Annotated in this window: 17 protein-coding genes; 13 read left to right on the forward strand and 4 right to left on the reverse strand. The window is 60.6% G+C overall.

The window, feature by feature from the left end; translation table 11 throughout:
* The first annotated feature begins 20 nt into the window (after positions 1–20).
* Complete coding sequence (locus R5H32_RS14455) at positions 21–578, forward strand: TlpA disulfide reductase family protein (RefSeq protein WP_318339394.1); 558 nt, start codon at positions 21–23, stop codon at positions 576–578.
* Between the two features lie 71 nt (positions 579–649).
* Here the strand turns inward: R5H32_RS14455 and R5H32_RS14460 are convergent, their stop codons facing one another.
* Positions 650–1,219 carry a DNA-3-methyladenine glycosylase I gene (locus tag R5H32_RS14460; RefSeq protein WP_318339395.1) on the reverse strand — a complete coding sequence of 190 codons (570 nt, stop codon included), beginning with the start codon at positions 1,217–1,219 and terminating at the stop codon, positions 650–652.
* 100 nt (positions 1,220–1,319) lie between these two features.
* Here R5H32_RS14460 and R5H32_RS14465 point away from each other — a divergent pair, with 100 nt between their 5' ends.
* From R5H32_RS14465 to R5H32_RS14485, 5 genes are all read left to right on the forward strand, one after another.
* Positions 1,320–2,159: an EAL domain-containing protein gene (locus tag R5H32_RS14465; RefSeq protein ID WP_318339396.1), complete on the forward strand. Its 840-nt coding sequence runs from the start codon at positions 1,320–1,322 to the stop codon at positions 2,157–2,159.
* Positions 2,160–2,317: 158 nt separating this feature from the next.
* Entirely contained in the window at positions 2,318–3,493 is a 1,176-nt protein-coding gene (locus R5H32_RS14470) for an acetyl-CoA C-acetyltransferase (RefSeq protein WP_318339555.1), read from the forward strand.
* Positions 3,494–3,599: 106 nt separating this feature from the next.
* Positions 3,600–4,322, forward strand: a complete 723-nt coding sequence (gene phbB / locus R5H32_RS14475) for an acetoacetyl-CoA reductase (protein ID WP_318339397.1) — start codon at positions 3,600–3,602, stop codon at positions 4,320–4,322.
* A 354-nt stretch (positions 4,323–4,676) separates the two neighbouring features.
* The gene (locus tag R5H32_RS14480; RefSeq protein ID WP_318339556.1) at positions 4,677–5,261 is read left to right on the forward strand and encodes a sigma-70 family RNA polymerase sigma factor; all 585 of its coding nucleotides are present in this window, start codon (positions 4,677–4,679) and stop codon (positions 5,259–5,261) included.
* Positions 5,258–5,893, forward strand: coding sequence for a ChrR family anti-sigma-E factor (locus R5H32_RS14485; RefSeq protein ID WP_318339398.1), 636 nt, complete (start codon positions 5,258–5,260; stop codon positions 5,891–5,893). The genes R5H32_RS14480 and R5H32_RS14485 overlap by 4 nt, the downstream gene beginning before the upstream one ends.
* 99 nt (positions 5,894–5,992) lie before the next feature.
* Here R5H32_RS14485 and R5H32_RS14490 read toward each other — a convergent pair whose 3' ends face one another.
* Positions 5,993–6,718, reverse strand: coding sequence for an SDR family NAD(P)-dependent oxidoreductase (locus tag R5H32_RS14490; protein WP_318339399.1), 726 nt, complete (start codon positions 6,716–6,718; stop codon positions 5,993–5,995).
* Positions 6,715–7,488 (reverse strand): DUF1365 domain-containing protein, encoded by a 774-nt coding sequence (locus tag R5H32_RS14495; protein WP_318339400.1) that lies wholly within the window; start codon positions 7,486–7,488, stop codon positions 6,715–6,717. The genes R5H32_RS14490 and R5H32_RS14495 overlap by 4 nt, the downstream gene beginning before the upstream one ends.
* A 167-nt stretch (positions 7,489–7,655) precedes the next feature.
* Between R5H32_RS14495 and R5H32_RS14500 the strand changes: the two genes are divergently transcribed.
* The 7 genes from R5H32_RS14500 (at position 7,656) to R5H32_RS14530 (ending at position 13,755) form a co-directional block, all read left to right on the forward strand.
* On the forward strand, positions 7,656–8,987 hold the full coding sequence (locus R5H32_RS14500; protein WP_318339401.1) for an NAD(P)/FAD-dependent oxidoreductase: 1,332 nt from the start codon (positions 7,656–7,658) through the stop codon (positions 8,985–8,987).
* Entirely contained in the window at positions 8,938–10,095 is a 1,158-nt protein-coding gene (locus tag R5H32_RS14505; RefSeq protein WP_318339402.1) for a cyclopropane-fatty-acyl-phospholipid synthase family protein, read from the forward strand. The genes R5H32_RS14500 and R5H32_RS14505 overlap by 50 nt, the downstream gene beginning before the upstream one ends.
* A 55-nt stretch (positions 10,096–10,150) precedes the next feature.
* The gene (locus R5H32_RS14510; protein WP_318339403.1) at positions 10,151–10,582 is read left to right on the forward strand and encodes a hypothetical protein; all 432 of its coding nucleotides are present in this window, start codon (positions 10,151–10,153) and stop codon (positions 10,580–10,582) included.
* A complete protein-coding gene (locus R5H32_RS14515; RefSeq protein WP_318339404.1) occupies positions 10,582–11,808 on the forward strand; it encodes an MFS transporter in 1,227 nt (408 codons plus the stop codon). Before R5H32_RS14510 ends, R5H32_RS14515 begins: the two co-directional genes overlap by 1 nt.
* The gene (locus R5H32_RS14520) at positions 11,805–12,365 is read left to right on the forward strand and encodes a DUF3833 domain-containing protein (RefSeq protein ID WP_318339405.1); all 561 of its coding nucleotides are present in this window, start codon (positions 11,805–11,807) and stop codon (positions 12,363–12,365) included. The genes R5H32_RS14515 and R5H32_RS14520 overlap by 4 nt, the downstream gene beginning before the upstream one ends.
* A gap of 55 nt (positions 12,366–12,420) precedes the next feature.
* On the forward strand, positions 12,421–13,152 hold the full coding sequence (locus R5H32_RS14525; protein WP_318339406.1) for a hypothetical protein: 732 nt from the start codon (positions 12,421–12,423) through the stop codon (positions 13,150–13,152).
* Positions 13,153–13,230: 78 nt separating this feature from the next.
* Entirely contained in the window at positions 13,231–13,755 is a 525-nt protein-coding gene (locus R5H32_RS14530; protein ID WP_318339407.1) for a DUF3833 domain-containing protein, read from the forward strand.
* An 84-nt stretch (positions 13,756–13,839) separates the two neighbouring features.
* On the opposite strand, the gene R5H32_RS14535 is transcribed toward R5H32_RS14530, so the two are convergent.
* A complete protein-coding gene (locus tag R5H32_RS14535) occupies positions 13,840–15,102 on the reverse strand; it encodes a glycosyltransferase 87 family protein (RefSeq protein WP_318339408.1) in 1,263 nt (420 codons plus the stop codon).
* Between the last annotated feature and the right edge of the window lie 7 nt (positions 15,103–15,109).

Genomic DNA, 15,109 nt, shown 5'->3' on the forward strand with positions numbered 1-15,109 from the left:
TCTCGCCCCCGGAGGCTCACATGCGCTGGTTTCTGTCCGCCGTCCTCTACACGGCCCTCGCGTTCGGTGCAAATGCGGCCTTGGCCGGCACCGCCGAACTCGAGGCCTTGCGTGAGGGGTCGATGAAGAAGCTGATGTTCCATGCCGAACCCGCCGCGGTATCGGACGTGGCCTTTACCGATCCCGAGGGCGGCGAGCACCGGCTGGCCGACTGGAGCGGCAAGTATGTGCTGGTAAACTTCTGGGCAACCTGGTGCGCGCCTTGCCGCGCGGAGCTGCCGGCGCTCGACGCGCTGAACCGCGATTTCGGCGGCGAGGATTTCGAGGTCGTGACCATTGCGACGGGCCGCAATCCGGTTCCCGCGATCACCCGGCTCTTCGGCGAGGTCGGGGTCGACGGACTGCCGGTCCTGCTCGATCCCAAGCAGGATCTCGCCCGCGACATGGCCGTGTTCGGCCTGCCTGTCAGCGTTCTTCTCGACCGCGAGGGCCGCGAGATCGCGCGGATGGCGGGCGACGCGGACTGGAATGGCGAGAGCGCGCGGGCGATCGTTTCGGCGCTTCTCTCGGGGGGCTGAGGCGCCTCGGCCGGGCGGCCGGGGGTTTCACACCCCCGGACCCCCGTGGGGTATTTCGGCAATGAAGAAAATCAGCCGAGGCGCGCCACCCTGTCATGCGCCGGGCAGGTGATGATGTGATCGTTGACCAGGCCCACGGCCTGCATGAAGGCATAGGTGATCGTCGGGCCGCAAAACCGGAAGCGGGCTTTCTTCAGGTCTTTCGAGATGCGCTCGGAGAGCGCGGTCGACGCAGGCACGTCGGCCATCGTGCGAAACCGGTTCTGGATTGGGGCCCCGTCGACGTAGCGCCACAGGAAATGGTCGAACCCCTCGCGCTCGGCGATTTCGAGATAGGCGCGCGCGTTGCCGATCGTCGCCTCGATCTTCGCGCGCGAGCGTACGATGCCCGAATCGGCAAGGAGCCGGGCGACATCGGCTTCGCCCCAGCGCGCCACGGTCTCGGGATGGAAACCCTCGAACGCGGCTCGGAAGTTCTCGCGTTTCTTCAGGATCGTGATCCAGCTCAGCCCGGCCTGGAAGCCGTCGAGAACGAGCTTTTCCCACAGCGCCCGCGGATCGCGTTCGGGAACGCCCCATTCGGTATCGTGGTAGGCGACATAGATCGGATCTGTCCCGCACCAGGCGCAGCGTTCTGCCATCGACCCCTCCGGTTTCGCCGCACCGTGCTATTTTGGACCCGGTTTACGGCTTGTTATCCCCTTTTGCCCAATCTGTGCGCTGACGGCGAGGAGATTGTGGATGAAAGACCCCGACAAGTTCAGACAAAAGCCAATCGATCCGGCCCAGGACAGCCCGCTCAGCGCGGCTGTCAGCCAGCGCGACCGGAATGTCCTGACGATGGTCCGGGACGCCGTCGAACGGCGCGATGTCCGGCTCGCCTATCAGCCGGTCGTTCAGTCCACCCAGCCGGGCGTGCCAGCGTTCTACGAGGGCCTGATCCGGATTCTCGACGAGACCGGCCGGATCATTCCGGCGAAGGAGTTCATGGACCGGGTCGAGACGATGGAGCTTGGCCGGATTCTCGACTGTCTCGCGCTGGAAATGGGGCTGAACGCGCTGAAACGGGAGCCGACGCTGCGGCTGGCCATCAACATGTCGGCCCGCTCGATCGCCTATCCACGCTGGAGCCGGAGCCTCAGGAAAGGGTTGTCCGACGACCGAACCGTCGCCGAGCGGCTGATTCTCGAAATCTCCGAGTCTTCGGCGATGCTCGTGCCCGATAAGGTGGCCGTCTTCATGGCGGATCTGCAATCGGAGGGGATTTCCTTCGCGCTTGACGATTTCGGCGCGGGTTTCACGTCGTTCCGGTATCTGCGGGATTTCTATTTCGACATCCTGAAGATCGACGGCCAGTTCGTTCGGGGCGTCGCCGACAGCCCCGACAATCAAGTTCTGACGCAGGCCATGCTGTCGCTCGCGCGGCATTTCGACATGTTCGCGGTGGCGGAATCCGTCGAGACCGCAAGAGACGCGGCCTGGCTGACGGAAATCGGCATGGATTGCATGCAGGGCTACTACTTCGGTGCACCGTCTATGACTCCGCCCTGGCAGATACCGAAGAGCGCGCAACGGGCCTGATCCAGGGAGGGCCGACCGAATGCTGCAATTTTCACGGGTTGAACGAAGTATTCTTTCGGTTGCGCTTGACGCGACCGATCCATTGATCATGCTGCACAGCGGCGCGAGGGCCTCAACTGTCTTCGCGCGGAAATCGCGCCAGCATGAGGACCCAGACTATGACCAATGTCGTGATCGTCTCCGCCGCCCGCACTGCCGTCGGCAGCTTCAACGGCTCTTTCGCAAACACGCCCGCCCATGATCTCGGTGCCGCCGTTCTCGAGGCTGTCGTGGCCCGCGCGGGTATCGACAAGGCCGAGGTGAGCGAGACGATCCTCGGCCAGGTCCTGACCGCGGGCCAGGGCCAGAACCCCGCCCGGCAGGCCCATATCAAGGCCGGCCTGCCGCAGGAAAGCGCGGCCTGGTCGATCAACCAGGTCTGCGGCTCCGGCCTGCGCTCGGTGGCGCTCGCCGCCCAGCACATCCAGCTTGGCGACGCGGCGATCATCGCCGCGGGCGGGCAGGAGAACATGTCGCTCAGCCCCCATGTCGCGCATCTGCGCGCCGGCCAGAAGATGGGCGACATGTCGTTCATCGATTCGATGATCAAGGACGGGCTCTGGGACGCGTTCAACGGCTACCACATGGGCACCACCGCCGAGAACGTCGCCACAAAGTGGCAGATCAGCCGCGAGATGCAGGACGAATTCGCGCTGGCCAGCCAGAACAAGGCCGAGGCGGCGCAGAAGGCCGGCAAGTTCGCCGACGAGATCGCGGCCTTCACGGTGAAGACCCGCAAGGGCGATATCGTGGTGGATCAGGACGAGTACATCCGCCACGGCGCAACGCTCGAGAGCATGCAAAAGCTGCGCCCGGCCTTCTCGAAGGAGGGCACGGTGACCGCCGGCAACGCCTCGGGCCTCAATGACGGCGCCGCGGCGGTCCTCTTGATGTCGGCCGAGGAGGCCGCGAAGCGGGGGCTGACGCCCTTGGCGCGGATCGCGTCCTATGCGACCGCGGGCCTCGACCCGGCGATCATGGGCGTGGGCCCGATCCACGCGAGCCGCAAGGCGCTGGAGAAAGCCGGCTGGAAGGCCGCAGATCTTGATCTCGTCGAGGCCAACGAGGCCTTCGCGGCGCAGGCTTGCGCGGTCAACAAGGACATGGGCTGGGATCCCGCGAAGGTGAACGTGAACGGCGGCGCGATCGCCATCGGCCACCCGATCGGCGCTTCCGGCGCGCGGATCCTCAACACGCTCCTGTTCGAGATGAAGCGGTCGGGTGCCAAAAAGGGCCTCGCCACGCTCTGCATCGGCGGCGGCATGGGCGTCGCCATGTGCCTCGAACGCGCCTGACGCCCGCTTTTTTCTGCAAATGCAAAAACGCGGGCGCAATAATGTTGCGCCCGCGAAATCGTTTCGGTAACAGGATTTCAACAAGGTCCACTCAATAGGAGGAATCATGTCGAGGGTTGCACTGGTCACTGGCGGGTCTCGCGGCATTGGCGCCGCGATTTCGGTCGCGCTGAAAGCGGCCGGCTACAAGGTCGCTGCCAACTATGCCGGCAACGACGAGGCGGCCGCCGCTTTCAACAAGGAAACCGGCATTCCGGTCTACAAGTGGAACGTCGCCGACTACGACGCGTCGAAGGCCGGCATCGCCAAGGTCGAGGCCGACCTTGGCCCGATCGAGGTTGTGGTTGCCAATGCCGGCATCACCCGCGACGCGCCGTTCCACAAGATGAGCCCGGAGCAATGGCACCAGGTCATCGACACCAACCTGACCGGCGTCTTCAACACCGTGCACCCGGTCTGGCCCGGCATGCGTGACCGCAAGTTCGGCCGCGTGATCGTTATCTCGTCGGTGAACGGCCAGAAGGGCCAGTTCGCACAGGTCAACTATGCCGCCACGAAGGCGGGCGACATAGGCATCGTGCGCAGCCTCGCACAGGAAGGCGCCCGCGCCGGGATCACCGCCAACGCCATCTGCCCCGGCTATATCGCTACCGAGATGGTGATGGCGGTGCCGGAGAAGGTGCGTGAATCGATCATCGCGCAGATCCCGGCAGGCCGGCTGGGCGAGCCCGAAGAAATCGCGCGCTGCGTGGCCTTCCTCGCCTCGGATGACGCGCAGTTCATCAACGGCTCCACCATTTCGGCCAACGGGGCACAGTTCTTCGGCTGATCTCAGCCACGAGTTTTGCAAGGGGCCGGTTGCGCGCGACCGGCCCCTTTTTTGGTCCTGGAGGACCAGGGTCAGGGCCTGGTGATCTCGCGCTGTCGGCATTGTGCAGGATCCGCAGGCGACCTGAGCATGAGCGGCCTTTCTGGCCGATGGACGCGCAGATGGCCCGGCTTCAGCCGTTTGCCGTGCAATCCATCTGCTGCTTCGATTTCTGACCCGTCTTACTCCCCGAGAGCCATGGCAAGGCGCGCGTCGATGACGCCGCCGATTGATCCAATTTACATGCGGCGTCGTATTGGGGTTATGTTGATGCCAACTCTTGATATCGCGCAGTCAGGGCTACGAGTGCCCTTCATGCGCCGTGCCCATGAAAAGTTGGTGTCGAAGAAACACATGGATGTGTCGCGGGAAACGGCTTGGATGATTGCGGTCAGGGACAACCGTGACCGTGACGCGTTCTCGCAGCTGTTCGATTTCTTCTCGCCGCGTCTCAAGGGGGTTGTTATGCGATCTGGTCTATCGGTCCAACAGGCCGAGGAGATCGTGCAGGATGTCATGCTGGCGGTCTGGCGGAAGGCTGACATGTTTGACCCACACCGCGCGGACGTGTCGGCATGGATCTACAAGATAGCGCGGAACCGCCAGATTGACATTCTCCGTACGGAGCGGCGCCCTCTGCCCGAAGAGCTAAGGGAAGAGCCCGGCACGGAACCGGACGCCAGCCAGATTGTTGCGATCGAACAGGAATCGGCTCGTCTGAAGAAAGCGCTCTCGCTTCTCAAACGCGAGCAGCGCGAGATCATCGAAAACGCCTATCTGGGCGAATTGACTCATCAGGAGATCAGCGATTTGACCGGCCTTCCGCTCGGAACCATCAAGTCGCGCATTCGGCTCGGACTGGAGCGCTTGAGACACGAGTTGAAGGAACTCAACCGTTGAGTACCATCGCCCATCATGTCCCGGATGCAACCTTGGCGTGCTACGCCGCGGGCAACCTTCCCCATGCCTTTGCCGTTGTCGTCGCGAGCCACGTGTCGCTCTGCATTCAATGCCGTGCGGCGCTGGAGGCGCATCAACATGTCGGCGGCGCGCTGCTGGAAGCGGCTGATGCGGTTGCCGTTTCCGCGGATCTCAAGTCCGCTGTCCTTTCGCGTCTGGATGAGCCTTTCATGCCCGAGCCGGTCTATGAACGCTCCGGAATCTATCCCGGGCCCGTGATGGAAGCGCTCAAGGGGCGGGCTCCCAACTGGAAATCGATTGGAATGGGCGTTCGCCAGGACATTCTGTGGTCTGGGAAGGAAGGATCGGTTCGGCTGCTTTTCATTCCGCCAAGCCAGGCGGTGCCCGATCATAGCCATAACGGGCTTGAGATGACCCTGGTATTGCAGGGCAGCTTCCGTGACCAGACCGGCGGGTTCGGCGTCGGTGACATCGAGATCGCATCTCAAGACATGGAGCACGCGCCGGTTGCTGGCAAAGGTGAGCCCTGCATATGCCTGGCCGCTACAGACGCACCCTTGCGGTTTCGCGCGCTCTTTCCGAGGCTGCTTCAGCCGCTTTTCCGGATCTGATGCCAAAACCCGATAGCGTGCGCGAAGCGTTTCAGGTGATGCAAGCGCATGCTAAGTGGATCGGGCCGCTATATTGTTGTTGCAGGGTGCTGAAAGCGGCTATTTCCCCCGATACACGAGAAGATCGGGCAGAAACACCAACGACCTGATGAACCAGGAAAATGGCGCTGGGAAGTCGCTGCGGAAGCGGTTCTTGCGCATGGCCTTCAGAACTCTAGACGCCGCATCCTCCGGCGACATGATCATCGGCATCTTGAAAGCGTTCTTTTCCGTCAAACGCGACTTGATGAACCCGGGGTTGACGATCCTGACCACCACGCCGCTGCCTTTCAGATCGTGGCGCATCGTTTCGGCCAGGCTGAGCAAGGCGGCCTTGCTGGCGCCGTAGCCTATGCTGGCGGGAAGACCGCTATAGGCGGCCAACGAACCGATCAGCGTGATGTCGCCCATTTCCGCCTTCACGAAACGAGGAACAATTTCGCCCAACACCCGCAACGCGCCGACGAAGTTGACATCGCACATGGACAGCACCGCATCGCTATCCCACTCCGTCGCGCGGACCGGATCGTACGTCGCAGCGTTGTATATGATGCCTTCGACCGGCCCGAGTTCGGCCGCGGCGCGGCGCACAGCATCGGAGTCTGTCACATCAAGCGGGTGCACGCGGGCATGCGAAAGCTCGGCGCAAAGGCTTTCCAGTCGGTCGGCATTGCGTGCGGACAACACGACATGCGCGCCTTCCGCGTCGAGCATCCTGGCCAATTCGCGGCCGAGCCCTTCGCTCGCTCCGATCAACCAGTAGGTCTTGCCGGCGAAGTATGTCATTTCGTCATGCCCCGGAATGTTTGGCTGTCGGAGATCAGCGAAGCCGGTCGAGGCTGCTTTTTTAGGAATGGTGCGCGCTTGAAGTACAATATGATCGCCTGCCAGTGAATCAGCGTCAGCACGCGCAACGCCCCCAGGGGGCGGCGCAGCGCTGCCCAGAGAAGCGAGGCGCTGGTCGCGGGGCGGCGCTTGCCGGTCAGTGTGGCCAGCACGCCTTCTTCGCCGTTCTCGAACGCAATGCGGATGCTGATAGCCTCATCGGTCACGTCGAAGTTGAACAGGTATCGACCGGCGACCTTTTGAAACGGTGACACGTGCATGAGCTTCTCGGCGCTGATGGTGTCGGCTTTGTCTATCGGCCGGAAATCTTCATGCGCGCAAAAGTAACAGTGCCGGTGTCCGAAGGTGTTGTTCACCTCGGCCACGAAGGCACATGGCTTGTCCTCTCGAAGGGCAATCCAGAAGCTGACCGGATTGAAGTGGAACCAAAGGAAGCCTGGCTGCGCGAGCAGAAGCAGCTCAGCGTTCTCCAACGGGAAGCCGCGCGCCGCGAGCACTTCGCGAAACCACTTCGCGCCTTTGCCGTTCTCGCGCGGACCGCCGTGCTTTCGGTCGCACAGGCTCCAGAGGTTGAACCGGTTGCGCGACAGCAGCCAGGGAAACTCCGCCGTTTCAAGATCGCAAAGCAAATAGTCCACGCCATATGTGAACGCGTTCTGCAATGCGCCGCGTCGGACGTGACACGTCTTACCCTGGATGTGTTCGACCATCATGCGGTTAATACGGCCGCTCCCACTGTTTGGATCACCAGGTCACGCCACGAAGCGCCTCTGACCCCCCATGCGCAGACGGCCACCGTCATCAATGAAAGTCTTTTTTGATCCAACCTCACCGGATCGGCGTATCCAATTGGTAAGTTTACGATGACGAGGCATCGATGTTCGATCAAACGCTTGGCCCCCGCAGGAAGATTGCCATCGTCGGCAGCGGTATTTCCGGTCTGTCCGCCGCATACGACCTGTCGCCCAACCACGACGTCACTCTTTTCGAGGCGGCCCCGCGACTTGGCGGACATGCGCGCACTGTGATGGCCGGCAGGAATGGCGATCAGCCGGTCGACACCGGTTTCATCGTCTTCAACTATGTCACTTACCCGCATCTGACCAGGCTGTTCCGCGACCTCGACGTGCCGGTAACGAAGAGCGAAATGAGTTTTGGCGCAAGCATCGATGACGGCTGGCTGGAATACAGCCTGGTCAATCTGAAAACCATCATCGCGCAACGGCGCAACCTGATGCGACCGCAATACTACAAGATGATTGCCGACATCGTAAGATTTGGCAAAACGGCCGAGGCAGCAGCGAAGGACGACGAAAAGACCATAGGCCAGCTCGTTGATGAGCTTGGGTTGGGTGAATGGTTCCGCAACAATTACCTGATGCCGATGTGTGGCGCGATCTGGTCGACACCTGTGGAGGACGTCGACCAGTTCCCGGCAAAGTCGCTTGTACGCTTCTTCCGCAACCACGCGCTCCTTGCGGGTCTCGGCAAACATCAATGGTGGACCGTGAAAGGCGGCAGCGTGGAGTATGTACGGCGCCTCGAAACTGCACTGCTCGCGCGCGGCTGCGTTATTCGAACCCACACCCCGGTGACTCGCGTCAAACGGCACGCTTTCGGCGTGACCGTGCAAGCGCGCGGCGGCGAGGAAGCCTCGTTCGACGACATCATCTTTGCGTGTCACTCCGATCAAGCACTGACGATCCTTGGCGGCGATGCGACGGCACAGGAAGCCTCGGCCCTGGGAGCCATACGCTACCAGCCGAACAAGGCGGTACTGCATTGCGACCCCGGTCAGATGCCAAGGCGGAGAGCTTGCTGGGCAAGCTGGTCCTACCGTTCGCACAATGGCCAGACCGGCGTCACCTACTGGATGAACAAGCTTCAGAATATCCCCGAGAGCGATCCGCTGTTCGTTACGCTCAATCCCACACAAGAGATCCCGACGGCGTCGATCTACGACGTTGTCGAATTTGCCCATCCGGTATTCGACACGGCGGCGCTGAGAGCGCAGCGCCGCATCCGCGAGATGCAGGGACAGAACCGCACATGGTTTGTCGGCGCCTACAACCGCCATGGGTTTCATGAAGACGGCATCGCCAGTTCGCTTCGTGTCGTCCGCATGATCGACGGACACCAACAGCCGAAAGGACCGCAAATTGCGTCTCACGAACAAGGCTCTGAAATCGAAATTTCTCTCAACGTGTGAACGTCTTGACGACGGTCGGCTGACGCTGCGCACGCCGGAGAGCGAATGCTATCACTTCGGGACCTCCGGACCCGAGGCAGAAATGGTCATCCGCGACTGGGCCGCGGTATCCGCCTTGGCCGCTCATGGTCAGGTGGGACTCGGCGAGGCCTATGTGCAAGGTCTTTGGGATACGTCCTCCGTCGAGACCCTGATGACCGTCGCTTTGCGCAACCGTGAGCACCTTGGTGCCTATGATCAGGCAAGCCCAGTCAACAAGATGAAATTCCGATTGCTTGATACGGTGCTTCGGGCCAATTCGCGGAGCGGTTCGCGCCGCAACATCCGGTCGCACTACGATGTCGGCAATGAGTTCTATCAACTTTGGCTGGATGAAGGGATGACCTATTCCTCCGGCCTGTTTGACGGGCACGACGAAGATCTCGGGCGCGCGCAAGCACGCAAGAACGCGCGCGCGCTCTCACGGCTCGGCTCGGGCGAGCGCATTCTGGAAATAGGCTGTGGCTGGGGCGGGTTTGCGGAACACGCCGCGCAGGACGGACGCGACGTGACCGGCATCACGATCTCGCGCAACCAGCACAGCTATGCCGAATGCCGCCTTGACGGGCGGGCCGATATCCAGCTTCGCGACTATCGCGACATCGAAGGCAAGTACGACAACATCGTGTCTATCGAGATGGTCGAGGCGGTCGGCGCGCGCTATTGGCCGAGCTACTTCTCGGTTCTGAAACGGAGCCTGGCCGAAGGCGGTCGCGTGCTTTTGCAGGCGATTACCGTGAAGGACAGTTACTTCGAAACCTACAGGACATCCTCGGACTATATTCGCCAGTACGTGTTTCCGGGCGGAATGCTCTTGTCGGACAGCGCGATCGCGGACCAGACGTCGCGGGCGGGTCTTCAGGTGCGCGACTATTTCGCGTTCGGACAGGACTATGCCAAGACTTGCCGGATCTGGGCTGACCGGCTGACCGCCCGGAAGCGCAAGATCGCCGAAATGGGGCATGGCGAGAGCTTCCTGCGCAACTGGCAGTATTACCTGGAAATCTGCGCGGCCTCCTTTGCCGTCGGTCATACCAATGTGGTTCAGGTGGAACTGGCCCATGCTTAGATCCGCGCTCATAGCCACTTTCCTTCTCTGCGCGTCCGGAGCACAGGCCTCCATCGTGAAATCCACGCTTTCGGGAGCCGAGCTGCGCGGCACCGCGACGTTCAGATTTGTCGGATTTCCCCTTTACGAGGCAAGGCTTTACACAAAGGGTGGCGCCCCCCTGGATTGGAGCAGCGATTTCGGTCTGGAGTTGAACTACATGCGCAATCTGACCGCGCATGACCTGGTCGAAAGTACGATGCGTGAACTGCGGCGAACCGGCGGCGCGCTGCCGCTGCGGGCGGAGTTCGAACGCTGTTACAGGGACGTGCGTGACGGCGACCAGTATGCGGCGGTGTCGAAAGGACCGGATCAAGTCCACTTCTGGTACAATGGCACCAAGGTCTGCTCGATCAAATATCCTGAAATCAAGACGCGGTTCATGGCGATCTTCCTTGGCGAAAACACGAGGTCGAGCGCATTCACCAGGAAGCTCAAGGGCGAGTGATGCTCTATCCGCGCGTGAGCCTCTATGCGCTGATGCTGGCAGCGGCCGGAATTCCACTTTATATCCATCTGCCACGCTTTGCTTCTGTAAACCTGGGCATCGGGCTGGCGACGATCGGCACGATCCTTCTGATCATACGCCTGATCGATCTGGTGCAGGATCCGTTGATCGGCTGGGCCATCGACCGGTGGCCGCGGGCGCAGAGCGCTTTCGCGGTCGCAGCTGCGGGCGGGCTTGCCATCGGCTTTCCGCTTCTCTTCTGGCTACGTTCCGGGCCCCATGTGGCTGCGGAACTTGTCGCAATTCTCGTCCTGCTGTTTTCGGCCTACAGCCTTGGAATGATACTGCTCTATGGGCGCAGCGCGACGCTCGCGCACAGGCCCGAGCCTCGGGAGTTGATGCGGCTGGCTGCATTCCGCGAGGTCGGCATGCTTGCCGGGGTGGTGGTCGCCGCGATCATGCCCGAGGTCTTTCGCAGCCTTGGTGCCGGAAACCAGGGCTATACTGCCTTCGGACTGTTCCTGGGAGCGCTTGCCATTGTCACGGCCGTGCTCACGCTGCCCGCGTGGCGCCGTCCCGCCATCATCGGCGAGCGGTTGTCGTTGGCGGGGCTGGGCGAGGCCGGCGCGGTTCGGCTTCTCGCGATCGCTCTCGTGAACAGTCTGCCGGTTGCGGTCACGTCGACCCTGTTTCTGTTCTTTGTCGAGGACAGGTTGCAACTGCCCGGCAAGGCCGGTCCACTTCTTATCCTGTTCTTCCTAAGCGCCGGACTCAGCGTGCCGCTTTGGACGCAATCAAGCCAGCGGCTGGGTTCAAGGAAGACACTGATAGTCGCCATGCCGCTTGCCATCATCGGATTCGTTGGCGCCGCCTTTCTTTCGCCGGGAAACCTGGCAGGCTTTGCCATCATATGCGTCGCCTCCGGGGCGGCACTGGGCGCTGACATGGTCATCCTGCCGGCGATGTTTTCAATCGCTCTGACACGGGCCGGGCTGAATGCATCGCTGGCATTCGGAATCTGGTCCTTCGCGGGAAAGCTTGGCCTGGCAATCGCTGCCTTTGCCGTCCTGCCATTGCTGGACTTCAAGGGCTTCACACCCGGCCAGGCCAACAGTGACGAGGCGCTGATGGTCCTCAACATTTCCTACGCGATCATACCTTGCATCTTGAAACTGGGGGCACTGTCCCTGGTCCTTACTCTGCCCAGAGAGGAGCAACATTCATGAAGATCCTTACCGCCTTGCTCCTGGTCAGTTTGGTAGCGGTAATCGCGAAGAGCCTCCTTTTCAGCTTTCGAGCGCAGAACCCCGCCGACTACGCCGACACCCTCCCCAGATTTTCCCTAAAGGAGCATCTGTCGGGTGAAATCCTCTCCGAAGGGGTCATCTATGGCCCCAATGGCAGGGTAGCCAACAGTTTCGTCGCGACCATGGTGGGCGAGTGGGACGGTGATACCGGCACGTTGACCGAAAACTTCATCTACTCCAACGGCAAGGAGCAGGCGCGCAAATGGTTCCTGAAATACGACGGAGGAACCACTTTCACGGCCACCGCAGATGACATCGTCGGTGAGGCCCATGGCGTCGTGTCCGGATCGACGGTGATGATCAAGTACAGGATCGTTCTGCCGGAGGATGCCGGCGGATACACACTCAGTGCAACGGACTGGCTCTATCTGACGCAGGACGGCGTCATCATGAACAAGTCTGAAATGCGCAAGCTTGGCATCAAGGTTGCCGAACTGGTGGCCACGATGCGCCCCGCGAGAGCCAACAAGCCCTGATCATCGGCACCGTGCAGCGGTGCCGGCCGAGATCAACCCAAGAACGTTGAAGACGATGAGCCATCCCAAACCTATCCTCGCGCTTTCCGTGCTTGCTGCGTCGCTGGCCTTCGCGCTTTCGCCCCTGTTCAGCAAGGGTTTCGCGGGTTTTACTCCCGCGCAGTTCCCGGTGGTTCTGGATTACTGGCCAGTTCAGCCGGCAGGGTGGGCTTTCAGTATCTGGGGGTTGATCTACCTTTGGCTAATCTGCGGTGCGATCTGGGGGCTGGTGAAGGCCCCCTCGGATCGCGACTGGCAACGCATGCGCATACCGCTCCTCATAAGTCTCGGAATCGGTGTGTTCTGGATCGCCGCAGCTAACGCATCCCCAGTTCTAGCCACTGCGATGATATTCATGATGTTGTTTGCGGCGATCTTCGCAATGCTTCGTGCCGGTTCAGATGACCCGATCTGGCAGGTCCGCCCGGTCGCGCTCTATGCCGGATGGCTGACTGCCGCAGCCGGGGTCGGAACCGGAGTCGTTCTCAGTGGCTATGGGGTTCTTTCGGCCCAAATGGCAGCGCTCGTGATGCTCGTTGCGGTCCTGGTCGCCGCGCTGGTCGTGCAGGCGCTCCGCCCGGAGGAATGGGCCTATCCCCTAGCCGTCATATGGGCGCTGGCCGGTATCATCGCGGCCAACCTTGAAGCGGCGAATTGGCCCGTCATCGCCCTTGCGAAGGTTGGCATTCTGGCGCTCGCCATACGGTTCTATTCGACCGGCAACCGTGACCGAGCGCGCGAGCGATGATCAACCAGTCTGGTCCTGTCTTCAGATGCGGCCGGATCACCGTCAAAGCCAGATGCGATCAGAATTGGAGGATTGTTCATGAAACACATGCTTGCAGCCCTTGCTCTTGCGACGCTCGCGGCATGCTCTGGCAAACCGCAGCCACAGGACAGGCTTCTGTCAGATCGGCAACTGGATCTCGAGAAATTCTTCGAAGGCGACTCGGTTGCGCATGGGCAATTTCAGGATCGGTTCGGAAATGTCGTCCGCCGTTTCGACGTAGCCATCAAGGGCACCTGGGATGGGCGCATAATGACGCTGGTGGAGGACTTCACCTACGATGACGGTCAAACAGAGCAGCGCATCTGGACGCTGGAGAAAACCGGCGCGGAAACCTGGAAAGGAACCGCCCAGGGGGTAGTGGGCATTGCGAGCGGTGAAGAAAGAGGCGACACGTTCAACTGGAAGTACCGGATAGACCTGCCCGTTCGAAAGGGCACAGTGCGTGTCGATTTCGATGACTGGATGTGGCTGTTGGATGAGGACCGCATTCTAAACCGGGCCTATGTGACGCGCTTTGGCGTGCGGATCGGCGAAGCAATCATTGTCTTTGAAAAGCGATGATGGTTTCGCCCAGGCGTTTCTCTTTGCCGTCGCCCGAGCCGAAAATCGTCATGTCTTGGCATTGCATGTCAATTGGCTTCAAGCCTAGGAGCATGAACTCACCGTACGGTATGAGATCTGAAAAGAGCGGGCATAGATCAGTAGGGCAGCAGTCACAAACATCATTGTCAGGCTTCGAAAAAGAGACATGGCAAAAGAAAACCACGCCTCAGAAGCGAACGAAAGCTTCAAGAATTGATTAACCACAAGAAGGTTTTGGATAGTTCCCGCGAGGACGGCCAGCAAGACAAGAATCACAGCTCCTCTTGGCATTTGCCTCCGAAAGGCAATGGTTTGAGCAACGGGGATGAAGAGGATCATCAGATAATGGCTCCATACGATCGGCGAAAGTGAAAGCGCCACCATACCGCAGATGAGAAAGATGAAGTAGCGGGCGGCCGCGTCATTCTGGCGTCTCTTTCGTGTGAAAAAAGCCGTTGAAAGCCACAGTGTGACCAAGGCAAGGGAGGCAATGAGACGCACCTTAAAGTAGATCTCCGGATCGCCATCGCTATAGAAGATCGGCGCCAGCCAAGCGAGGGCACTACTGTTCCATCGTTCAGGTGCGCTCGATCCTTCGGAAAGGACCATCCCCAGAAACTGCTGATGAATGTCCCAACCCACGAGTGCCAGGGAAATACCCAGCCCGATCACTCCAGAAACCAACAATCCGGCTCTGAACTTGTGCGTCGACATCAGGAACATGGCGATTGCAGCACTTGCGAACGCGGGCTTTAAACAGACGACAACTGATAGGGCGATGGCAGCTGCTACATCGCTTCCCCGCTCATACCACAGAAGTCCGATCAAAAACAAAAGGAACGCCACGGAGGAAGATTGTCCACCGACCTGCAGTACGGTCCAGAACGGCTGGAAAAGGAGCACAGCGGCACAGAAAAAGAAAAAGAAACCCGGCCTGTCTTCCTCTGTCACAAATGCTCCGAACCGGCGATATAACAGGAAGAGGCCAACCAGAATGCAGAGCGTGGAGAATATCTTGAACAGGATCGCGGCCACCACCGGTGGGAAAGCTGCCAAGGGCGCGTAGGCGTATGCACTGATGGGAGTGCCAAAAAAGCGCATACGGCCGTATGGCGCCTTTCCGGAAATCATCGCAAACTCATCGTAGAGATTTTCCGTCTCGCCTGCCGCGGCTTTTTGCCCAGCATCGTAGAAATTTGCAAAATCGAGATAGAGACCGCGCGGTGACAAGATCCCATGTGCGAGAACCACGGCAAGGAGAAAGAGCGAAACAAAGCCAAGGAGATAATATAGTTCGGAGGCCGACTTCAATTGCGCCTTGGTCATGATGGCT

The organism is Defluviimonas sp. D31 (genome assembly GCF_033436765.1).
In the GTDB taxonomy this organism is placed as follows: Bacteria; Pseudomonadota; Alphaproteobacteria; order Rhodobacterales; family Rhodobacteraceae; genus Albidovulum.